General features: G+C 35.6%; 30 protein-coding genes. 28 read left to right on the top strand and 2 right to left on the bottom strand.

Annotated features, from left to right (window positions below; genetic code table 11):
* The 3 genes from ACW2QF_RS07360 to ACW2QF_RS07350 all read left to right on the top strand — a co-directional run.
* Positions 1-818 (top strand): DEAD/DEAH box helicase (locus tag ACW2QF_RS07360; protein WP_455715353.1); only part of this gene is annotated, 818 nt, incomplete at its 5' end.
* Positions 811-1,134, top strand: a complete 324-nt coding sequence (locus ACW2QF_RS07355) for a hypothetical protein (protein ID WP_455715352.1) — start codon at positions 811-813, stop codon at positions 1,132-1,134. The genes ACW2QF_RS07360 and ACW2QF_RS07355, both read left to right, overlap by 8 nt.
* Entirely contained in the window at positions 1,131-1,607 is a 477-nt protein-coding gene (locus ACW2QF_RS07350) for a hypothetical protein (protein ID WP_455715351.1), read from the top strand. The genes ACW2QF_RS07355 and ACW2QF_RS07350 overlap by 4 nt, the downstream gene beginning before the upstream one ends.
* 77 nt (positions 1,608-1,684) lie before the next feature.
* Here ACW2QF_RS07350 and ACW2QF_RS07345 read toward each other — a convergent pair whose 3' ends face one another.
* A complete protein-coding gene (locus tag ACW2QF_RS07345; RefSeq protein WP_455715350.1) occupies positions 1,685-2,233 on the bottom strand; it encodes a hypothetical protein in 549 nt (182 codons plus the stop codon).
* Between the two features lie 114 nt (positions 2,234-2,347).
* On the opposite strand from ACW2QF_RS07345, the gene ACW2QF_RS07340 reads away from it, so the two are divergent.
* The 24 genes from ACW2QF_RS07340 (at position 2,348) to ACW2QF_RS07225 (ending at position 21,929) form a co-directional block, all read left to right on the top strand.
* A complete protein-coding gene (locus tag ACW2QF_RS07340) occupies positions 2,348-2,740 on the top strand; it encodes a hypothetical protein (protein WP_455715349.1) in 393 nt (130 codons plus the stop codon).
* Positions 2,741-2,744: 4 nt separating this feature from the next.
* Complete coding sequence (locus tag ACW2QF_RS07335) at positions 2,745-3,386, top strand: hypothetical protein (RefSeq protein ID WP_455715348.1); 642 nt, start codon at positions 2,745-2,747, stop codon at positions 3,384-3,386.
* A gap of 90 nt (positions 3,387-3,476) precedes the next feature.
* Complete coding sequence (locus ACW2QF_RS07330; RefSeq protein ID WP_455715347.1) at positions 3,477-3,929, top strand: hypothetical protein; 453 nt, start codon at positions 3,477-3,479, stop codon at positions 3,927-3,929.
* Between the two features lie 276 nt (positions 3,930-4,205).
* Positions 4,206-4,922 (top strand): hypothetical protein, encoded by a 717-nt coding sequence (locus tag ACW2QF_RS07325; protein ID WP_455715346.1) that lies wholly within the window; start codon positions 4,206-4,208, stop codon positions 4,920-4,922.
* Positions 4,923-5,035: 113 nt separating this feature from the next.
* Positions 5,036-5,227, top strand: a complete 192-nt coding sequence (locus tag ACW2QF_RS07320) for a hypothetical protein (RefSeq protein WP_455715345.1) — start codon at positions 5,036-5,038, stop codon at positions 5,225-5,227.
* A gap of 98 nt (positions 5,228-5,325) precedes the next feature.
* Positions 5,326-7,395, top strand: coding sequence for a phage terminase large subunit (locus ACW2QF_RS07315; RefSeq protein ID WP_455715344.1), 2,070 nt, complete (start codon positions 5,326-5,328; stop codon positions 7,393-7,395).
* Between the two features lie 44 nt (positions 7,396-7,439).
* On the top strand, positions 7,440-8,774 hold the full coding sequence (locus ACW2QF_RS07310) for a phage capsid protein (protein ID WP_455715343.1): 1,335 nt from the start codon (positions 7,440-7,442) through the stop codon (positions 8,772-8,774).
* Positions 8,774-9,934, top strand: coding sequence for a phage minor capsid protein (locus ACW2QF_RS07305; RefSeq protein WP_455715342.1), 1,161 nt, complete (start codon positions 8,774-8,776; stop codon positions 9,932-9,934). The genes ACW2QF_RS07310 and ACW2QF_RS07305 overlap by 1 nt, the downstream gene beginning before the upstream one ends.
* A complete protein-coding gene (locus ACW2QF_RS07300) occupies positions 9,934-10,245 on the top strand; it encodes a ribosomal-processing cysteine protease Prp (protein WP_455715341.1) in 312 nt (103 codons plus the stop codon). Before ACW2QF_RS07305 ends, ACW2QF_RS07300 begins: the two co-directional genes overlap by 1 nt.
* Positions 10,246-10,263: 18 nt before the next feature.
* On the top strand, positions 10,264-10,617 hold the full coding sequence (locus tag ACW2QF_RS07295) for a hypothetical protein (RefSeq protein ID WP_455715340.1): 354 nt from the start codon (positions 10,264-10,266) through the stop codon (positions 10,615-10,617).
* Positions 10,618-10,934: 317 nt separating this feature from the next.
* Complete coding sequence (locus ACW2QF_RS07290) at positions 10,935-11,477, top strand: phage scaffolding protein (protein WP_455715339.1); 543 nt, start codon at positions 10,935-10,937, stop codon at positions 11,475-11,477.
* 20 nt (positions 11,478-11,497) lie between these two features.
* Positions 11,498-12,406: a hypothetical protein gene (locus ACW2QF_RS07285; RefSeq protein WP_455715338.1), complete on the top strand. Its 909-nt coding sequence runs from the start codon at positions 11,498-11,500 to the stop codon at positions 12,404-12,406.
* A gap of 18 nt (positions 12,407-12,424) precedes the next feature.
* Positions 12,425-12,808: a hypothetical protein gene (locus tag ACW2QF_RS07280; protein ID WP_455715337.1), complete on the top strand. Its 384-nt coding sequence runs from the start codon at positions 12,425-12,427 to the stop codon at positions 12,806-12,808.
* A gap of 1 nt (position 12,809) precedes the next feature.
* Positions 12,810-13,178 carry a DUF6751 family protein gene (locus tag ACW2QF_RS07275; RefSeq protein ID WP_455715336.1) on the top strand — a complete coding sequence of 123 codons (369 nt, stop codon included), beginning with the start codon at positions 12,810-12,812 and terminating at the stop codon, positions 13,176-13,178.
* Between the two features lie 8 nt (positions 13,179-13,186).
* Entirely contained in the window at positions 13,187-13,612 is a 426-nt protein-coding gene (locus ACW2QF_RS07270; RefSeq protein ID WP_455715335.1) for a minor capsid protein, read from the top strand.
* 3 nt (positions 13,613-13,615) lie between these two features.
* A complete protein-coding gene (locus ACW2QF_RS07265) occupies positions 13,616-14,056 on the top strand; it encodes a hypothetical protein (protein WP_455715334.1) in 441 nt (146 codons plus the stop codon).
* A 1-nt stretch (position 14,057) separates the two neighbouring features.
* Positions 14,058-14,585 (top strand): hypothetical protein, encoded by a 528-nt coding sequence (locus ACW2QF_RS07260; RefSeq protein ID WP_455715333.1) that lies wholly within the window; start codon positions 14,058-14,060, stop codon positions 14,583-14,585.
* 56 nt (positions 14,586-14,641) lie between these two features.
* Entirely contained in the window at positions 14,642-15,088 is a 447-nt protein-coding gene (locus ACW2QF_RS07255; RefSeq protein ID WP_455715332.1) for a hypothetical protein, read from the top strand.
* A complete protein-coding gene (locus ACW2QF_RS07250; protein ID WP_455715331.1) occupies positions 15,085-15,648 on the top strand; it encodes a Gp15 family bacteriophage protein in 564 nt (187 codons plus the stop codon). Before ACW2QF_RS07255 ends, ACW2QF_RS07250 begins: the two co-directional genes overlap by 4 nt.
* 14 nt (positions 15,649-15,662) lie before the next feature.
* A complete protein-coding gene (locus ACW2QF_RS07245; RefSeq protein WP_455715330.1) occupies positions 15,663-18,725 on the top strand; it encodes a hypothetical protein in 3,063 nt (1,020 codons plus the stop codon).
* Positions 18,726-18,739: 14 nt separating this feature from the next.
* Entirely contained in the window at positions 18,740-19,132 is a 393-nt protein-coding gene (locus ACW2QF_RS07240; protein ID WP_455715329.1) for a DUF6711 family protein, read from the top strand.
* A 13-nt stretch (positions 19,133-19,145) separates the two neighbouring features.
* Positions 19,146-21,326 carry a tail fiber domain-containing protein gene (locus ACW2QF_RS07235; protein ID WP_455715328.1) on the top strand — a complete coding sequence of 727 codons (2,181 nt, stop codon included), beginning with the start codon at positions 19,146-19,148 and terminating at the stop codon, positions 21,324-21,326.
* On the top strand, positions 21,293-21,505 hold the full coding sequence (locus tag ACW2QF_RS07230) for a hypothetical protein (RefSeq protein ID WP_455715327.1): 213 nt from the start codon (positions 21,293-21,295) through the stop codon (positions 21,503-21,505). The genes ACW2QF_RS07235 and ACW2QF_RS07230 overlap by 34 nt, the downstream gene beginning before the upstream one ends.
* Entirely contained in the window at positions 21,477-21,929 is a 453-nt protein-coding gene (locus ACW2QF_RS07225) for a hypothetical protein (protein WP_455715326.1), read from the top strand. The genes ACW2QF_RS07230 and ACW2QF_RS07225 overlap by 29 nt, the downstream gene beginning before the upstream one ends.
* Before the next feature lie 7 nt (positions 21,930-21,936).
* Here the strand turns inward: ACW2QF_RS07225 and ACW2QF_RS07220 are convergent, their stop codons facing one another.
* Positions 21,937-22,245: a hypothetical protein gene (locus ACW2QF_RS07220; protein WP_455715325.1), complete on the bottom strand. Its 309-nt coding sequence runs from the start codon at positions 22,243-22,245 to the stop codon at positions 21,937-21,939.
* 47 nt (positions 22,246-22,292) lie between these two features.
* On the opposite strand from ACW2QF_RS07220, the gene ACW2QF_RS07215 reads away from it, so the two are divergent.
* The gene (locus tag ACW2QF_RS07215; RefSeq protein WP_455715324.1) at positions 22,293-22,694 is read left to right on the top strand and encodes a hypothetical protein; all 402 of its coding nucleotides are present in this window, start codon (positions 22,293-22,295) and stop codon (positions 22,692-22,694) included.
* Positions 22,695-22,759: the final 65 nt, after the last annotated feature.

Genomic DNA, 22,759 nt, shown 5'->3' with positions numbered 1-22,759 from the left:
AATTCAAGTATAGTTTTGATGTGATTATAGTTGATGAATGTCACAGATGCGCTGGAACACCTACTAGTGTAAGTATGTTCTCAAAGGTAATTAATTCACTAGCTGCTAGACATAAATACGGATTGTCAGCTACGGTACATAGAGGTGATGGATTGATTAAAAGTACCTTTGCATTGTTGGGACCAGTAATCTATGAGGTGCCTGAGAGTGCCGTGGCAGATAAAACTATGAAAGTTACTGTAGAAAAGATTAAAACAGGTACAGAGGTCGCAGAGTGTTGTCTTGATACTGATGGTACATTGATTTACCAGGAACTTATTAAATACCTTGCAGAGAATGTTACCAGGAATCGAAATATAGCTGAGAACATTGTAATTAATTTTCAACAGGGACATAGCTGCTTAGTACTATCTGATAGATTGGAACACTTGCAAAGTATTATGAGAATATGCAATGAATGTGGTGTATCTGATAAGCGTATGAGGTTCATTAATGGCAAGATGACAAGCAAAAAAGCCAAGGCAGAAAGAGTACAAGCACTTGAGGATATGAGGAATGGAAAAGCAAAGGTACTATTCGCAAGTTATAGTTTAGCAAAAGAGGGACTTGATATACCTCAACTTGATAGATTGTTCTTAGCATTACCAAAAAAAGATTACGCGGTAGTTACTCAATCAATAGGTCGTATTGGCCGTACTGCTGACGGCAAAAAAGATGCTATATGCCTTGATTATGTAGATGACATTGGATTCTGTGAAAATGCTTGGAAGAAACGTAAGACAAGCTATAGGAAGAAAGGTTGTGTGATACATGACTGATGTAAAAGGAATCTATGCAGGAGTGTTCACGCTTTACAGATCTTACGGAAGTGAGGGGTTATTTAAAGCTATAGCCTCTAACCTTCCAACAACATCACAAGAGTTAGTACCTAAGATTCTTACTGATACCTATAACATATATACAAAGCACTTTAATGTGTATCTGGATGAAGAGTGGATTGAAGTGTGTAATGAAGTTCATGAACTATGCCATAAGTATCAATGCAAAATGTGTAATGACATATGTGTAGAGCTGCTGTGTGTGTTAGAAAGGATATTTTTATCAAAGAAGCAACCCAAGGAGGTAAGTCAATGAGGAAATTTATTAAAGTCTATATAAATAAAGAGATGGAAAAGGACTATAAAGAATGTGCAGATTTGTATACAGATGGTATAGAGAAAGAATGTAATACATGCAGTTGCAATGGCGGTGATAACATTGGTTGTATTATGGAATGCAAGGAATGTAAAGAAGTAGATCCTAGTGAATTACGCAAGATAGCAATTCATTATGGATATGATAGGCAGAGCAGGCAGTGTATTGAAGAATGTAGTGAACTGATCCAGGCAATCAATAAATACTGGAGAAAGTTTCTTCAATGCGGAGAGAGAACTTCATTCGATTTCAATGATATGGTTAATAATAAGGAATATGATAACCTTGTGGAAGAGATTGCAGATGTTGAGGTTATGTTGAAGCAGTTAAAAATATTGCTAAAGTGTGATAATGAAGTAGTTAAGATAGCTGAAGCTAAGGTAACTAGGCAACTAAAACATATTGAAGAGTGATTACTATGGAGCGAGTACTAAAGTATCCAGGTAGCAAGTGAACGCAACCATTGCTTATAGGTTGCGCTGGGTTATGACTAAAGATTCTTTTGTAACATTTCTTGTAATGTATAAGATATGGTATGAAGATCTCCTTCAGTAGAGTTAATTTTCTTAGTCAACATAGCAATGCCTGCTTTTAAATTTACAGTCATTTGATCTGTGTATGTATTAGTAGCAGTTTTATATTCAATACTAAATGTTACTGGTTGGTTAATATTTTTATAGTTTATTAAACAAACCTTTGACTGACCAGGAGCTAAATTAGCGGTAATTAAGTCTTTTAAGTAATCTCTTGATACACTTTCTTCCAAATAACCGTGATTTGTATAAAAATCATAGTCATAATCAAATTTGGTAATCGTGGCAGAGGTTTGACCAAAATTTTTAACTACCAGGTAAAAGATAGGGTCACCAGGATTTATTGACTCGCCATAAATAGCAATCACTGGTTTTGTAGATTCTTCAATCATTTTAGAATTCTGTCTCAATGTAATAACGGCAATAATAATCGAACCAATACCAAGTATAAGGGCAATTATTATTCCCATCAATTGAATTATATCTGAGGCGCTTAATACTGACATAGTAACACATCCTTTCAAGAATATAATACCAATAAATAGAAAATATTACAAGGTAAGTAAATGGATACAAATAATAATAGTATTACTGTATAAATAAATGTGGAGGTAGATTGAATGGGTAAGCTAACAAAGGAACAGAAACTTTATCTTGAAGGCATGGCTCATGCGTTACAAATTGCAAAGCAGCAAGGTGTAGAGGGATTAACTAGAGAAGTGAATTACCGTGGTGCCAATAACCTACCTTTGAATGTAAAATCTACAGAATTAACAGCAATAGCACGTATGAGGTCAAAAGAAGAACTAATGATTATAGCAACAGCGATGGCGGATACAATGAATACTGATATGAAGTTACCACCTAGTGTTGTGTTAGACTTTCTTCGTAAGTTTAATAGCAAGGTAGATATATTTAGATATGACAAGGTAGCCTTAGAAAAGACTCAGGCGAAATTAGATAGTATGTATGCACTAAATGAAACTATTAAGAGATTCAATGAGGAGGAATAGGATTATGGTAAGAGAAGAAATATTAAAGAGTTCAAATGAGTTAGTAAATCAGATATATGAAAAGATGAGAGTAATTGAATCATGTGATGCGATTACAGATAAGATAAAAGATCTTGATGTGTGTTTCAATGATAATGAGCAAAGCATAGTTTCTTTGGAAGGTGTACTTAGCGTAGATCAGCTTACAGGAATCAGAGGCAATATTCTTGATGTAATCAATAATAATGCAGTAGAAGCACAGAAGTTCCTGGAGCAAATGAATTTGCTTAGCATGAAGCCAGCAACGATTAATCCAGAGTCTGAACAAGCAACAAAGGTAAAACCAGAGCCTAAAGTTTTAGATGTGAAGGAAGTAAGAGAGTATTACAAGGATTATACGATCAAGGAATGTTGTGAGTATTTCCATGTAAGCACTGTTAAGATGGGACAGTTCATTAAAGATAATAACCTTGCAAAAACTAAAGCCAAGGCAGAACCTGTAAAGCAACCTATTGATGCAAATGAGATTAGAGAACTTTACATAACTAAGAATCAGGATTTAGCAGATATCGCTCATGAAAAAGGTTATACAAAGAAAGAACTCTTTGATTTCTGTAAAGCCAATAACATAGTACGACCTAAGACACCCAGCGGAGATTGGAGATGATAATATGGTTATGTACAACAGAGTACTTTATCAGAAACTTACAAAGAAAGAATTTAGACAAGCTATGTTGCGATTGAGAGGTGAATATGCTTGACCGAAAAGGACGTAATAGAATACAATGCGTTAATTGCTAGAGTAGAACGCAATAAACAAAAGGTACTTGATTTGCAATTGAAAGAGATCCCTATAGTGTCAGGAAAGGTGAAAGGATCTTCTCCTAACTTTCCGTACATTGAAACGCATATGTGCGTAGAGATGGAAGAACCAAAAGAAAATGACAAGATCATTAAGAGAATAAGAGCCTTGGAGAAGTGTGTAAAAGAAGATAATAGAAAGATTGAAGAGATAGACAAGCTATATAATTCTATTACTGATAATGAGCTTAAGACTATATTCGATATGCGAGTGTATGAGGGAATGAAGTGGATTGATATAGCAGCTGATTTAAGTGAGGAGAAAGATAGGACAACGTATTCGAAAAAGTTTAAAAAGTTCCTTGAAAATTCCCGTAATTCCCCCATTGCACAAACAAGTAGTATATAATTCAAAATAGGATTAATGTAATGATAGATACTTCATTTGACATTGAACCTCCGACCATTACTAGCGTGGTAAGAGTGGGTGCAATTCCCACTCGATGGTTTAAAGTTCACGAAAATACACTTTAAATCGTAGCTGGTAAGTATATCAGGATTATTATTGTTTACTCCCCTATACCATTATGTAAATAGCATGTACGCAACCGCCTTGTGTATGTGCTATTTTTGTTTACATATGTTGATATATGGAATATAATATTAAGTGAAGAGGTGAGTGTGAATGAAGTACGATAAAAAAATAATTTGGATATTCACTATTATAGCAATTATTAGCTTGTTAATGTCGATATTAATTGAGTTTTGGGGTGATGAGCAAATTATTAAACGATATTTAGAAATTTTTACTGGACATATAAATTACATATCAAATATATTAATTGGGGTATTTACAAGCTGTATATTATTAATAGTTAGTACACTAGTTGCCTATAATATTGAACATATTAGTATATGGAAGGAAACAATAAGCAATTATTTGTATTTCTACAGCTCATTGCAAATAATATATAAAATTAATAACTATGAAATTCTAATAAATAAAATAGAATTATTACAAAATGCGTTTCTAAAATCAGGAGATTTAAGCAAGCACTTTGACCCGTTTTTTAAGAATACAAGGAAATATAATTATACAATTAATATTTACAGGTTAATAAGTAATACTTATTGTGACTTAGTACATTTGAATATTAAAACAGATCGAACATTAGAGAAGATAAGAGTAAGAGAAGAGAAGCATATCCAAAAAGAAGAAGATAATCATAGTGGGAAAATTAATGATTTATCTTATGTAACAGATATAAAAGTATTAAAAAAAGAATTAAAATTAAATAAAAAAGATGCTATTAAGAAGTGTAAAGAAGTGATTGATGAGTTTAATATTAAAAATCAAAACATTAATACTTGGTTAAGAGATAAAAAGAATTACAAGTTTTAAATGTCAATTTATATTCTCGCGTGCGCACCTAGAGCCTATATGTTATAGGTGCTATTTTTGTTGCATAATATTGGTAAAGGTAATATTATGTAATAAGAGGGGAGGTGACAGAGATGGAAGAAACATTGGAAGAAGTAGTAGGGTTATTACAATCTATTTCTGCTAAATTAACTAGCATTGATTTACATCTTAGCAATATCGAAAGTAATACAAGCGGAACGGAAAGTAATACAGGAGATATTTTCTATGTAAAGAGTGAGCTTGAGGATGCTAATGGTTTACTCAAGAAAATTTATAAGAAGTAAAAATGTTCTGTATGAAACATAAAATGCATTTAAGGATTAAGAGTCTCTTCGGAGGCTCTTTTCTTTTACCCAAAACAACACGAAAGGAAGTGAGCCGATTGGCTAGGTCGCCGAATGAGCAAGCAGAAAAGGCTCATGATCTGTATAAACAAGGTCTGAAATTAGTTGAGATTGCAAGTCAACTAAATATACCGGTAGGTACTATTCGCAGTTGGAAGAAACGCTATGAATGGGAATGCAACGCAACGCAAGAAAAGAAATGCAACGTTGCAAAAGAGAAAAAGAATAAGGCAGTAAAGAAAGAAGTCTTTGACGATGGGACTAAGGAAACGATGTTAAATGAGAACCTTACCCACGAGCAAAGGCTATTTTGTATATATTACAGTAAGATATTCAATGCAACACAAGCTTATATTAATGCTTACAAGTGTGATTATGACACAGCGAGAGTAAATGGCTGTAGGTTGCTAACAATTGCTAACATCAGAGAAGAAATACAACGCTTGCAAGAAATTAAACGTCAGCAGATAGTAAGCGGCACAGATGATCTGATTGAATTGCACATGAGAATTGCATTTGCTGACATAGGGAACTACTTAAGCTTTGGTAAAGAACAGCAACAGGTAATAGGACAATTCGGCCCTATAGAGGTAAAAGATGAGAATGGTGATAAAAAACCACTCATGCAAGAAGTTAATGTTGTTAAGCTTAATGATTCTCATAACGTTGACACACAGCTTATACAAGAGGTCAAACAAGGTAAAGACGGGGTATCTATAAAGCTAGCTGATAAGAATAAATCAATGGATTGGCTAACTAAATACTTCTTGATGAATCCTTTGGATAAGCACAAGATAGCGTTCGACAATGCAAAGCTAGAGCTTGAACGCAAGAAAGCAGAGCCAGAGGATAAAGCAAACGCAGGGGCTAAGTACAATGGTATTCCTGCTACAATGATAGCGCCTGCTTTTATCAAGGTGGTACATGACATTGAAGAACAAATGTACAATGAATATGTATTCCCTGGTGGTCGTGGTAGTACAAAATCATCGTTCATATCGTTACAGATCGTTGATTTGATAGAGAAGCATGACAATATGCATGCAGCTGTTTTCAGACAAGTTGGGCAGACATTAAGAGATTCAGTATATGCACAAGTATGTTGGGCTATACAAGCTCTTGGATTGGAAGATGAGTATAAATGCTCCGTATCTCCTCTTGAGATTACAAAGAAGAGTACAGGACAAAAGATATTCTTCCGTGGTAATGATGATCCTATGAAGTCTAAAGGTATTAAAGCGCCATTTGGCTATATTGGTATCCTATGGTTTGAGGAATTAGACCAGTTTAAAGGACCTGAAGCGGTCAGAACAGTTACACAGTCCGTTATCCGTGGTGGTGAGTTAACATATGTATTTAAGTCATTTAACCCTCCAAAGTCAGCAATGAACTGGGCGAATAAGTATATCAAGGTCCCTAAGCCTGGAATGCTTGTTGCGTTCAGTAATTACTTAGATGTACCTAAGCATTGGCTAGGAAAACCATTCCTCGATGAAGCAGAACATCTTAAAGAGGTTAACCCAACAGCTTATGAAAATGAGTACATGGGTGTTGCTAATGGTACAGGTGGTAATGTATTTGACAATGTTACTATCACAACCATTACAGATGAACAGATAGCAGATTTTGACCACGTACTCAACGGAGTTGACTGGGGGTGGTATCCTGACAAATACGCATTTAATAGAGTGCATTACGAGCCTTCGCAACATAAGCTATATATATGGTTTGAGTACACATGTAATAAGCAAAGCAACAGACAGACAGCAGATAAACTAATCGAATTTGGAATTGACGGTAACGACCTTATAACGTGTGACAGTTCAGAAAATAAATCAATAGGTGATTATAAAGCGTATGGATTATTTGCTAGACCTGCAGAAAAGGGTCCAGGCTCTAGAGAGTACTCTTACAAATGGCTACAATCATTAGCGGAAATAGTCATTGATAATGTGCGATGCCCGAACACTACAGAAGAGTTTCTGAACAAAGAATATGAACGAGATAAAGAAGGGAACGTAATAAGTGGATATCCTGATGGAGATGACCATGATATAGATGCAATAAGGTACGCAACAAATCAAATATGGAAACGGAGGGGTGAATAGTGTTTGATGGTTTTAGGTCCTTCTGGAAAGGAGTGTATAAGAAAATGTTTCCACAACAGACAATTAAAAATGTAATACAACGTGACGTTTGCCTATCCGATACGATGGCAAGGCGAATCGAACTATGGTCTGCAATGTATAAAGGTATGAGTCCCTGGTGTGATGATTATGTTAAGTCATTACGTAAGGAACAAGGCATTTGTCGAGAATTTGCTAACATAAGCTTGAATGAAATGGAATCAGAGGTAAGCAATGAAAAACTTAATGAATTGTATAAGTCAGCTATCAAGAACCTAAACGAAAACCTACAGAGTGGTTTGGCATTAGGTTCTTTTTGTATTAAGCCACTTGGTGAAGGAAATGTTGAGTACATTACTGCTGACAGATTTATTCCTGTGGAATTTGATTCAAGGGACAGATTAATTGATGTAGTGTTTATTCAAGTTAAAAGAATAGGAGATAACAACTATTACTACAGACTAGAAAGGCACGCACTTAAGAATCAAGTATTAACAATTACCAACAGAGCGTTTCATAGTACGAATGAGACTGACATAGGTAGTGAGGTATCGCTTGATAGTGTAGATGAATGGGCCAAGTTACCACCAAGCATTTCATACCAAGGATTAGAAAGGTCAGACTTTGGGTATTACCGTAATCCAATTAAGAATGAGGTTGATGGTTCAGCATGTGGCGTATCTATATTTGATAGTGCTATTGACCAGATAAGGAATGCTGACATTCAAGGGGCAAGGCTTGACTGGGAGTTTGAGAGTGGTGAGCGTGCAGTACATGTTGATATTATGGCTTTACAGTCCACAGCTAAAGTAAATGCTAAAGGTAAAACAGAAATGGTTACACCAAGGCTTAACAAGAGATTGTTTAAAGGACTTAATTTACAGCAAGGTTCAGATACAGAACTTTACAAAGAATGGTCACCTGCATTCCGAGATGACAATATTCTCAATGGTATGAATGAGTACCTTAGACAGATAGAATTTAACGTATCATTGTCGTATGGAGATATATCAAACCCGCAAAATGTTGAAAAGACAGCTACAGAGTGTATAGTAGCTAAGAAACGTAAGTACAACATGGTTACGGCTATCCAAGAGAACTTAAAAGAGTGCTTAGAGGATCTAGTATATGCATTAGCTTTCTACAATGCAATGACACGAACTGGGTATGAATTTGTATGTTCATTTAAGGATTCAATACTGGTAGATGAAGAAACAGAACGACAACAGGATAGACAAGATGTATCTATGGGAGTTATGTCATTAGTAGAGTACCGAATGAAGTGGTATAACGAAACAGAAGAACAGGCTAATAAGATGATACCACAGCAAGCTGATGTTGATACTGGTGGTGATGAATAATGTTCACACCTAGCGAGTTAGAACGTATACCTAAGCAGATAGAACGCTACATGCGTGACTTAGAGGAAAAGATACTCATTGATGTAGTACATCGTATTAAAGTAAACAAAGAGATTACTTCTACTGCTGATAATTTGCTTTATCGACTTAAACAGTATGGGCAGTATGAACAAGATATCAAGAAGTACATACAGTCAACTCTCAAGCTTACAGATGCAGAAATAGACAATATATTTGATAATGCTATTGAGGTAGGATACACAAGGGATAAATCATTATATCAAGCTACTGGTAAGCAATTTATTGAATACAAGAACAATGCAGAATTACAACAGCTTGTATCGGCTATCAAGCAACAGACTAAGAACGAGATAAGAAACATCACACAGACAACTGGTTTCATGGTTAACATGAATGGCAAAAAGGTATATACGCCTGCATCACAATACCTACATGATAAACTTGATAAGGCGGCATATGAAGTGTTGAGCGGTTCATTTAGTTATGATAAGTCAATTAAAGATACTGTAAAAGAGTTGGCAGATGGTGGTATTCGTTCAATTGATTATTCTAATGGAAGATCAATAAATACGGTTACTGCTGTGCGAATGTGTGTTGTAACTGGTGTAAATCAAGTTGTAGGACACATAACACAAAGTAATGCAGAGGAGCTTGACACAGAGTATTTCGAAGTTTCATGGCATGCAACAGCAAGACCAAGCCATCAAGTATGGCAAGGTAGAGTTAAGACTAAACAACAATTAATTGATGAGTGTGGTCTTGGCACCGCAGGAGGATTGTTAGGAGTTAACTGTTATCATAGCTATTATCCATTTGTTCCTGGTATCTCAAAGCTCACATACACTGATGAGCAACTAGAACAGATGCAAGCAGACGAGAATATCAAAGTTAAATTTGGAGACAAGGAATACACCAAATACGAAGCTACACAGCGCATGAGAAAGATGGAAGCACAGATGCGTACACAAAGGAAAACTATCAAGCTACTCAAAGAAGGTGGAGCAAGTCAAGATGATATTATTAATGCAAAAGCATCTTATCAAGCAACTAGTCAACAATATGCTAAGTTTGCCGAGAAAATGAAATTGCCTATGGAAAGACAGCGAGTATATGCTGATGGATTAGGGAGAGTGATGTAGTGACAACTATTACACCAATTTGCAAAGAGAATAGACTGATTGGTTTTAAGCTAGATGGACATGCAAGCTTTAGAAATTACGGCTATGACATTGTATGTGCTGCTATCTCCTGCTTATCAATCAACACAATTAATTCCTTACAAGAGATTGCACATAAAGAGGTTGATGTTTATCAAGGTGATGGATATATAGAATATAGTCTACACTGTAAACCTAGCATACAAAGCAACATATTACTAGAATCTGCTAGATTAGGTTATATGAGTATTGCAGAGGAATATTCACACAATGTGAAGTATGTTACAGGATAATAACAAGGAGGAAGAAAAATGCTATATACTGAATTATTTAAGAAGCGAATTAATGCGTATGGGTTTAAGGTTATAGAGTATAAGAAATTTGCAAGGGATAATGGGAATGATGAACATAACCTAGCCATGAATATCAGCGGTATGATTATTACAAACGCTTTGAAAGCAATAAAGGTACCTATCTTAAGAGTGTACAATGCTTTGCGAGATATATTTATAAATGCAAAAGAATGGCTAGTAAATATGAAAAATAAAGTAACTAAGAAATTCTTAAAAGTTAAAAGCCCTAGCTATCATTGGAATAGCGTCAAATCAAACTTCGGAAGTAATATTGTTAGACTAGTAACTATAAGATGCCGAAGTAATTGCTAGAAAGGCGGTGATCCTTTTTATCTCGTTCAAGACGTGCGTAAACGTCTTATTTTTATACACGAAAGTAGGTGTAAACATGCTTAAATGGTTAAAACAATACTTCTGCAATCACGAACCTTACGGTGGATTAAGGAGTGAAAAGGTATCCAGGCACAAGAAACGGCACTATTACGAATGTAAGAAGTGTCATCATAAGGTATACGTTGATTAGGTCGTGGAAACATGGCTTTTTATTATGTCCGAAATGACGTAAAACTAAAAATCTACTTTACATGGGTGCTGACCCGTAAAAAGCGTAATGAAAGGAATGATTATATATGAAAAGAAAATTTTTAGAGGACTTAGGACTTGAAAAGGAAGTAATCGACAAGATTATGGCTGAGAACGGTAGTGATATTGAAGCTGAGAAAACAAAGGCTAAAGAGCAAGTGGACAATCTACAAGGTCAGCTTGACACAGTTAATGAATCTCTTAAGAAGTTTGATGGTGTAGATGTTGAAACTTTAAAGGGTGAGATCAGCACACTACAAACTACTTTACAGGCCAAAGAGACAGAATTTCAGAAACAATTAGCTGAAAGAGACTTCAATCAGCAATTAGAAGCAGCTATCAATACCATGGGTGCCAAGAATGCAAAAGCAGTAAAAGCCTTACTTGATATTGATACTCTAAAAGGTAGTAAGAATCAAGAAGCAGACATTAAAGCTGCTATTGAAGCATGCCAAAAGGATAATGATTACCTATTTGGTACAAACGAACCTATTAACAACCCTACAGGACCAACTGGAGGAGGAACATTACCGACAGGTGATGAAAAGATGATGTCCTCTATGATGTCCGTTATGGGAATCAAAGAATAAGAAAGAATTGAGGTATAAGAATGAAAAATTTAAAAATGAACTTACAGTATTTTGCTAACAGCATCGCATTGTTTAAACAGTACATTCCTTTGCTTGATAAGGTGTACAAGCAAGCATCACTAACTTCTAAGTTAGATGGAAACCCAGAGTTAGTTAAACAAGGTGCGAATGCTAATGAATTAGTAATTCCTAAAATCAGCATGGACGGTCTTGCAGATTACTCTCGTAACAGTGGCTATGTATCTGGTGATGTTACAATGACGAATGAAACGGTAGCATGTAACTTTGACAGAGGCCGTATGTTTACGGTTGATGCATTAGATAACATTGAGACTGCTCAATTAGCCTTTGGTCAGTTATCAAGTGAGTTTATCCGTACAAAAGTAGTACCTGAGCTTGATGCGTTTAGATTTGCTAAATATGCGAGTGTAGACGGTATTTCAACAGTAGCAGGTGCAGCGTTGACAACAGGTGATGCAGTAATTAAAGCGTTGAGAGCAGCTACACAAAAGATGGACGATGACGAAGTACCATACGAAAACCGCCATTTGTTCATTACTGCAACTTTAAACGGGTTAGTAGAAGATATGGATACTACTAAATCTAAAAAGGTAATGGAACGTTTTGCAAGCGTTACAATAGTACCCCAAAGCAGATTTTATACAGCTATTAAGCAAAATGATGGTACTACAAGTGGACAAACAGTAGGCGGTTATACAAAAGGTACTGGAGCAGCTGATATTAACTTTATGATCTTACATAAAGATGCACTTATCCAATTCGATAAGAGAGTTGTAAACAAGGTAATTTCTCCAGACGAAAACCAATCGTCTGATGGTTGGAAATTTGGTTACCGTGATGTATCAATTGCAGATGTATACGAAAACAAGGTTGCAGGTATTTACTTACATAAAGCAACTACAACCTAGTAAGGAGCGTGATGTGTCATGGCAACAGCGTTAACAGATAGCACGTTCTACGGTGGCACATACAAGGACACTATGGGGGAAAGTTCGATTTCCCCTGATGTGTTCGATAAATGGTCCATCAAGGCTAGTAACATTGTTAGGTTATATACATTTGGCAACATAGATGAATCAGCTGATATACCAGAAGATGTACAGATGTGTGTATGCGAATTGGCAGAACACTTGTATTCATGCGATATAAGGGATAAAGAAACGGATACTAGTGTAGCAAGTGAAAAAGATGGTTCATGGTCCGTATCGTACAAAGACAGAAAGACAGTAGAGCAGGAAGATAGCATGAAGTCAGTTAGTATTGTTAGAACATGGCTAGCTAATACTGAACTATTGTACTGTGGGGTGTGATATGGGAAAACAAACGGAAAAAGTTACAATATTTCATCTTGGGTCCAATGGTTATGAAAAGAGTGTGTACGCTAAGTGCTTTTGGGACGAGGACCAAGCAACTGCAATAAAGAAATCTGGATTAGCTTCTGTAGATAGCTTGTATGTATCAATACCATATTCAGTAGTACAGAGCCTTGAAATTAACAAAGGCAAGGATTACATCATTCAAGGTGAAACATTGCTAGAAATCGATAATACGTCCGAAAAAACGCAGTCTACAAGTATTAAGGAATTAAAAGCTAATCACAACTTACTTACACTTAGTGCAGGATCATTAAAGAATCACGGTAGTAAACGAATGTGGCACTGGGAACTAAGTGGAAAGTAGGTGGTTATATGCAGTTTGATGCACACTTAGATATGAAACCTACAGCAGAAATGCTTAAGTCACATGGATTAGGTGAGGGTGGAGAAATACAAAAGTATGTTGATAGTGAGTGTTTACGTGTTATGGCACCTTATACACCAATGCTAAATGGAATGATGGAGAAGTCAGCTACTACAGGTACTGTAATAGGTAGTGGAGTTATTGAGTATAATTCACCTTATGCACGTTTCCAATACTATGGAAAGGTTATGATTTATGAGCCTACCGGTAGTACATGGGCGCCATTCGGTGGAAAGAAAGTAGTTACAGACAAGAATCTTGTTCACAACAAATCAAGACACCCTCAATCAGGCCCCAAATGGTTTGATAGAGCAATGCAAGACCATAAACAAGAAATACTTAAGGGTGCGCAAGATATAGCGAGTAGGGGGTAGAAAATGAATGTTATAGAGGTTATGAAGAAAGTTCTTACTGATTACCCTCATATATCTGACTTTATTAACGGAGAGGTTCACGTTGATTTTACCGAGGAATCAGACAATGTTTACGGAATATCCTCCACAAACGATAGCTTGCTTAAGAAAGATATATTGGGAAATCAAACAAGAACCAACAATATGGTACTGTATGCAACTAATCAATCTGCGAATGATTTTGATAGGTTGAATAACAGTACTTTTTTATTGGATTTAGGTTACTATCTAGAAACGGTAAAAGGCCAAGAAGTAACTGCAACTATAAACGATGTGGAAATGAGCGGTCATATTCAATCTGTGAGCATTGCTAATGCCATGGCGTGGGGAAAGAGCGAAGATGGACAGTACATTACATATCAGCTACAAATAAAAGTTAATTATACTTTAGGAAGTGAGGAATAGTATGAAAAAAATGAATTTACAAGTATTTGCTGAAGCTGCTATGTCTGCAGGAGATAAATTTGAAAGACAATATTTACTCCATTATATTGACAGTTCATTCGGTGGTACTGCATCATTTGTACGTTTAGGTAAAGATTTAGAAGAGTACAACATTGAAATGAACGCTGATGTTGAAACCAAGAAGAATATCTGGGGCGAAACGTCAAATACAGTAAAAGGGTATGAACCAGGTTCAGAGGTAGAAACATATTATGCACGTAAAGGAGATGCGCTCTACACTCAACTTGCAACAATCGTAAATGGTAGAAAAACTGGATCTGATTTAGAAACAAAAATTGTTGATGTATTAGTTGAAACAGATGGCACCCAAGTTTGGGCATACCAGGAAGATGTTATTGTAATCCCTAAATCCATTGGTGGTGATGGAGGAGGTGTTAATATCCCATTTGAAATCAAATACAACGGTAATCGTGTATCTGGTACATGGAACAGCTCAACAAAGACATTCACAGCAGGAAGCGGAGAATAATATTATTAGGGCACTCTTACTAGGGTGTCCTTTACTTATAAGGAGGAATTAAAATAATGGCAAGATTGCAGATTAATACTGGTGCGAAAAGTTATGAAATTGAAGATGAGAAAACAGGTAAATTACTAGGTGTTATTACGATTTATCCTAATGATATCAACATTGGTAAGAGAATTGAAGTTGCTGAAAAGAATATTATTACATTAGTAAATGAAGCTGAGGTATTAGCAAATGATGAATCTAAGAATGAAGAAGATATAATTAAAAGTATTTATGAGCTTGACGTAAAGGTAAAGAAAGAACTTGATACAATGTTTAATTCTGATGTATCAGAGACTGTTTTTAAGGGATTGAACTGCTTTAACCTAAACAATGGAAAATACTTCATTGAACGCTTCCTTGAAATGATTTTACCTGTCATTACAAAAGAATTAGAAGCATCTGCTAAAGCATCTAACAGCCGCATTAATAAGTATTCTTCACAAGCATCTAAAAAACGATGATTGGTAAATTGCATAAGACACTTGAAGTAGGTGGAATAGAACTTGATATCAGGACAGATTACAGAGATTGCTTACTAATACTGCAAGTGTTTGATGATGCAAAAATGAGCATTGAAGAAAAATACGAAGCAATGCTTGAAATTATGTATTATGATCGAGAATTAATAAATGATGAAGATACACAAGAAGCGGTTGAAAAGGCTATATGGTTTTTAAATTGTGGAGATAGATTAGAAGATAGTAAGAAATCATCAACTAGGCTATACGACTGGGAACAAGACGAACAAATTATATTTAGTGCAGTCAATAAGGTTGCAGGTAGAGAAGTCCGAGAATGTGATTATGTACATTTTTGGACTTTTATTTCGTATTTCTACGAGATAGGCGAAGGACTTTTTTCTACGGTCATGAATATTCGCAGCAAGAAGAATAAGAAAAAGAAACTGGAAAAGCACGAGCAAGAGTTTTTTAACGAGAATAGATCTCTTTGTGAGCTACAGAAAAAGTACACTGCAGAGCAACAAGGCGAAATAGATTTTATCAACTCACTATACACGTAAGGAGGTGAGAATAGATGGCTGATGGTATTCTTAAATTCGATACCAAAGTAGATGATACTGGATATGTACAGGGTGTACAGAAAATGTCCAGTAAACAGATAGGTCTTACGAATAATATAAAAAAGACACAGGCTGAGATGAATAAGCTAGAAAAATCTATGAAGGATATGCAGAACACTAAAGTCCCTACACAAGAGTATCTAGAAATCCAAAAACAGATATCTCAGGCAGAATCACAGCTTAACAAGTATTTGGATGCAGAAGAAAGGCTTAAGTCTACTGGCGGGGCTAACACTAAGAACCAATCATGGAAGTCCCTACAATATAATATACAGCAGACTAGAAATACGTTAAATGCAGCTAAAGCAGATATGGAAAGTTTAAAGGCAAGCGGTGGAGATTTTACAGTAGGGGCCGACACTACTAAACTTGAAAAGATGAAAGCTGATTACGACATTCTTACTGGTAAGTTAAGCATGTACGAAGCAAAATTACTAGAAACACAAGCAGCTGAAAATGCAACTAGTGCAAGACGAATAGGAACACAAGCGTCTATAGCAGAATTGCAAACTTTAGAAGTACAACAGACAAAGACAAGTACTTCAACCGGAAGATTAAGTGCATTATTTGCTAAGCTAAGAATGGCTTGTAGTACAGCCTATGGTGGCTTGAGAAGAGTTGGGAATGTTGCTCGTACAGTAGGAAGTGCATTTCTTTCAATAACAAGAGGAGTTGTAAGAGCAACTAGTTCAGTAATGCGTGGTGCGAAGCGAATGTTGTCGGCTATGAATCCGTTGAATAAGCTAAAGGGTATGTTTAGTGGAATGATGGGGCGAATGATTCTTATGTCAATCGGCTTCATGGCATTAACCAAAGCATTACAAGCCATAGGTAAAGGCTTTTCCTCAATCGTAAGAACAAGTCCACAATTATCTTCAAGTTTAGCACAGATTAAAGGCAATCTATATACAGCGTTTCAGCCAATTCTAGAAGCTTGTTTACCTGCTCTTAATGCATTGTTTAGCGTACTAGTTAAGGTTACAGCTGCGTTAGCACAATTCATCAGTATGTTATTTGGCAAAAGTGTAAAAGCAAGCCAATCAGCAGCGAAATCACAATATGATCAAGCGGCCGCATTAGACAAGACAGCAGGAAGTGCAAACAAAGCAAAGAAAGCATTAAAAGGATTGGCAGACTTTGACGAACTCCATAATTCCTCTAGTGCAGATGATTCATCGTCTGGTGGAGGTGGTGGTGGTGCAGGAGATACAGCAATTAAGCCCGATTTTACGACAGGTATAGAAGAAAGTGGTGGAGTATCAGAATTTGTAGAAGCACTTAAGAAAGCCTGGAAAGAATCAGACTTTACCGAAGTAGGCGTGATTATTGGTGAAAAGCTAAACAGCGCAATGGAATCTATTGACTGGAGTAAGGTGCAAGCTACAAGTAACAAGATAGCTAAAAGTATTGCTACATTCTTAAATGGTGCTATTTACGGTCTTGATTGGACGTTGGTAGGTTCTACGTTGGGTAATGGCATTAACACAGCCATTTACTTTGCACAGACGTTCGTAGACACGTTTGATTTTGGAGCGTTAGGAAGTGGATTAGGAAGAGGTATTGAATCAGCTTTTAGAACTATAGACTGGAACGCATTAGCCTTAACAATGGGTACTGGTGTTAACGGTATTTTCGAGACACTAAACAATGCAATTAAGGCTATAGATTTTACTAATATAGGAACCACGCTTGCACAATCTCTTAATACTCTTATAACCACAATAGATTGGATTGCTATAGGTACAACGCTTTCAAATGGTTTGAACGGAGCAATAAACCTTCTTTATGGGTTTGTTACAACGTTTGATTTTAGCGGGCTAGGTACGTCAATTGGAAGTGGAATAAATAGATTCTTAACTAACACTAACTGGAAGAAGCTTGGTATGGATTTGTCAGGACTAGCAGTAGGTTTATTAGATTCTCTTACGTCTGCAATTAAAGCAGTTGATTGGGAATCCCTTGGTGGTGACATTGTAGACTTAATCAGTGGTATTAACTGGGGTAAGGTTATTACTGGTATAGTAGATGCTTTGGTAGCTGCTGTTAATGGCGCAATATCATTGTTATTTGGAATAGGGGAGCAAATAGGTAAGAATATCATTGAAGGTTTACAAAATGGAATATCCTTGAGTGACATAATTAAAAATGCTTTAAGCTGGGTAAAGAAACATATAGTTGATCCAATTGTAAACAATGTGAAGAAACTATTAGGTATACACTCACCATCTACTGTATTTAAGGAAATAGGTGGTTTTATCATACAAGGTATGATAAACGGAATAAAATCGTTAATTGAAACTGTAAAAACTCATTTCAAGAACCTTGTTACTAGTATCAAAGGATTTTTCACATCGCTACCAGAATGGTTTAGTGGGAAGTTTTCATCCGCACTTACAAGTGTTAAGAATGCATTTACACTAAGCTCAATCAAATCGCATTTTTCATCAATTTGTTCAGGTGTTAAAAGTTCTTTTTCCAGTATTGCTGACTGGTTCAAAACTACGTTCACAAAGGCATGGACTAATGTTAAGAATGTATTTAGTAAGGGTGGAAAGATATTTGACGGAATCAAAGACGGTATATTAAGTAGTTTAAAATCAGTTATTAATGGCTTAATTAATGGTATTAATAAAGTAATTGCAACTCCTTTTAACGGACTAAACAAAGCTTTAAAAAAGATAAAGAATGTCAACATACTAGGAGCAAAACCCTTTGACTTTATAAGTGAAATATCTGTACCTAAAATACCTCAACTTGCAAACGGCACGTACGTTCCTGCTAACTATGGTAATTTCCTTGCAGTACTTGGTGATAACAAGCGAGAGCCTGAAGTAGTATCGCCAGTAAGCAAGATTGAAGAAGCTGTAGAAAACGTACTTAATCGTAGAGGTGGAGGAAATGGAAATACTCCTATCCAAGTAGAAGTTATAATTGGAGGAAAATCACTCATGAAAGAAGTTATTTCAGTAAATAACGAGAATGCTAAAGCTGGTAAGATATCATTTCAACTAGCATAGAAAGGGGATAGTATATGGCATTTGAAGGTTGGGTAATAAAAAATGATAGTACTGTCCTCAACAATGACTTGTTAGCAGAAAAAGGTTATAAAAGTAATCCAGATCAGCAAACAGATGAGGATAGTTATACAGACGGAGACGGAAAACTTCATAGGAATATATTAAGCCATTTAAGGTCAAAGATTTGGCTTAGTACAAATGAATTATCTGTAAGTGATAAACTGCATTTTCAGACCGTTTTCCCAAGTCGAAGCGTTGTTACATTAACATATTGGAATGATGAAAGGGAAGTGTACGAAAGTGGCGATTTCTACATACCTGATATTGATTGGACAATACAGAAGATTAACAAAATAACTAAAGAACGTACTTATGAACCAATAAGTTTAACTTTGATTGAATATTAGAGGAGGGAGATAATTGTTAAATATAACAACAGAGTTAAAAGATTTATACAAGACCGATTATCTTCCTTATCGGTCAGAACCAGTACAAAAAGATTTGAAATTTACTTTTACTGATCCTGTATTAGTAATTGATAATAAACAAGTAGTAGCAGGTAGTTTCGATTTACAAGAATCACTTAATTCCTCAGAAGATTTGGTGTTTGGCTCTTGTGAAGCTGCTTGCTTAAAGGTTAAGTTCGCAGATATCACAGAAGAATTAAAAGGAAAGACGTTCACTTTAACGCAAACAGTAAATGGTACGATAATAAATCTCGGCATTTTTACGGTGGACAGTGCAATAGAACAGGATAGCAGAAGATTTTTGGAAGTCACAGCTTATGACAACATGCGTAAGTTTGATAAAGATGTGGTTGAGTGGTATGAATCATTAACCTTCCCACTCACGCTTAAGGCAATGAGAGAATCACTTTGTGGAAATTGTGGTGTGGAATTTGAGGATAGTGATTTGCCTAATGATGGAATGACAGTAACAAAGACTATCAGTAATAACACATTGAATGGATTGGAAGTATTAAGAAGCATAGAACAGCTTAACGGAGCGCTCGGGCATATAGGACGTGACGGAAAGCTACAGCATAAGATACTAAGTAAAACGGTTGTCGATGATACAATTCCAAGTGGTTCATACAAGACATTGAAGTATGAAAAATATAGTACAAAGCCTATTGATAAGTTACAAATATTACAAGAGGATGGAGATATTGGAGCAATAGTAGGCACAGGTACTAACTGTTATCAAATACAAGATAACTTTCTTGTATATGGTAAATCGGCTAGTGCATTACAGACTATAGCCGATAATGCAGCTACAAACATTCTAGGCATAACATATATACCTTATACTTGCGATATGCTTGGTTTACCATATTTAGAGGTTGGTGATAGGCTTACTTATGGTAATGTCATAACCTCATATATCCTAGGTAGGAATATGAAAGGAATACAGGCTATTACAGATTCTACCGAAGCAATAGGTAATGAAGAAATAGTCCAAGTTACATCTATTAATACAGAAGTTAAACAGTTAAGGGGAAAGACAAATGTATTATCCCGTGATGTAGAGAAGATGGAAAGTACTATCACTGAATTTGATAAGCAGATATCTGTTTTACTACCTGGGCCATGGTATCCAGACGGTAGCCTTTTTCCGTGTCTAAATAACATGACAAATCTTGAGTATGAGATTAACAGCAGGATTACGCAGACGGCTAAAGAGATTACTACAGAAGTAAATAATGTGAGCGAACAGCTTAACACGCAGATTAATCAGACAGCGACTTCTATAACAGCACAGGTTAACAATCTATCAGCAAATATGAACGCACAGTTTGCTATAACTGATGCTGAAATATCTACAAAAGTTGAGAAAAACGGTATTATTTCATCTATTAATCAATCAGCCGAGAGTATCACAATCAATGCTAGTAAAATTAACCTTACGGGGTACGCAACATTTAGTGGTTTATCAGATGGAACAACTGTAATCAATGGTGGCTGCATCAAGACAGGAACGATAGACAGTGTTCATATAAACAGTGCAACTATTACATCTAGTATGATAGGTGACTGTTTAGGAATAGACACAAGATCAATTATAGTATCCAGTACCTATGGTGATGTTTATAATGAAGTTAATGTAGTAAACGGTGTTATACAACTTACTAGAGGTAGTGTTACATCATATATTAACCCTTATTCCATAACACTTAACGGTAGAAGTGTTATGTGTTATGGAGATAGTGCTAAATCAGTAGCTACTGGGTATCTAACTTTGTCTAGCGGAACATTAACAGCTGACACTGGATCACTTTGGATAGGACAAAATACGGTAAAAGCTGAAACAATTACACAGACTTCCTCAAGAAAATGTAAAAAGAATATAACGAAGTTTAAGAAATCGGCACTTGATATAATTAATGTTTCAGATATTAAGGAATTTAGGTATAAACATGAGGACCGTAAACACAAAAAACATGTAGGTGTAATTGTTGAAGAATCTAACGACATCATTGTAAATGATGAAAGAAACGCTGTAGATTTAGGTGCAATGACAACATTGTCATGGAAGGCAATACAAGAGCTAGGAGAGGAGTTGAGACAATGCAAGGAATTAATACAACAATATTGCAATTAGGAGAAAATATAAGCGGAGCAATAAACGATAGTAAATTACCTCCTGTTTGCGTAAAAATAGTACTTGAAAATATGTTGAATCAAATAATACCTCAATGTAATCAAGCAGTAATTCTAGAACAGCAATCAAATGAGAAAGAAGGTGGGGAAGATGGCATACACGAGAGTGAATTGGAATAGTACCACCACTTATGTTAGTGCTGAAAATCTCAATGTAATGGACAAGGGTATCATGGACCTTGATAACACTGTAGCAGATATAAAAACAAGTATTGGAGATGTAACAGCATTAACTACAACGGCTAAAACGGTAGTTCCTGCAATTAATGAAATTAAGACGGGACTAAATACGGTAAATAATAATTTAACTAGTTTAATTAAATCGAAATCTGTTGTTATTGGGAACACACTAGATGAAACATTTACAACAGACACTGGAGGTAAAAAATTTGTCTTGCTATCATTTAAAGTAGGTACTAGAGTTATTCCAGATACAAATATTTTAAGTGTAGAATATGCTGATCATGGTGATGTTGCAATTCATAAATTAAATGCTGATTCATATTCTACTTGGACAGCAGTTTATTATTATCTTTTAGTTTAAATAGCTATTAAGCAAAGTAGGGTATCGATACAGCTATATTAATATTAGTTAATGTAGAAGGTGTGTATATGTTAATTGAACCGTCTACACCATAATATATAGGATAGAAATTAGTTGAAGAATCTTGAACGCATGGGGATTGCCCGGCGGTGCTAGGTCGATACCCTTGTGGTATTTCTCCTATGTTTACCCAACCAGTTGCATTTGTAGTTACAATAATAGAAAAATTTAGCATAACTAGTTTACCTATTTTTTTATTATAGTTATTAACAATTACATTATTACCTGATGGAGTAACTTCAAATGGTTGTTCCACTAAATTATTATTTAGAACATTAGTTCGCAAAGAAAGGAGTGATTGTTTTGACTGAAAAAATCACATTCGGAACCACAAATGCAACACCAAAACGAATACTTGAAAATTCGGAATCTCTTACTATTACATTTACATCTGATTTGACGTATGAGCAAATAAAGACCTTGTTGTCGAATAAAGAGAATACAAGTGCGATTACATATACAAGAGAATCAGAAGGCCAAGTACCATATACGAATGATTACAAAGGCTATACAATCCTACAACCTACGATAGGGGTGGGAGATAACGAATATACCGTAACATTAAATCAGCCGAATCTACAAGAAAAGTACGAAGAATTAAAGGCTGAGAATGAAAAACTATCTATTGAAAAAGAAGAACTAGAGACAAGAGTAAAACTAACAGAGGATTGTATCTTAGAGATGTCCGAAGTAGTTTACGCATAGAAGAAAGGAGAGAAAGACCAACTATCAAAAGTCAATAGGTAAATAAAAAAGAATATTGGTTATTA

Source organism: Anaerosporobacter sp., assembly GCF_965301125.1.
Note: the sequence above shows the minus strand (reverse complement) of the source record. Positions and strands in the feature narration are given on the sequence as shown.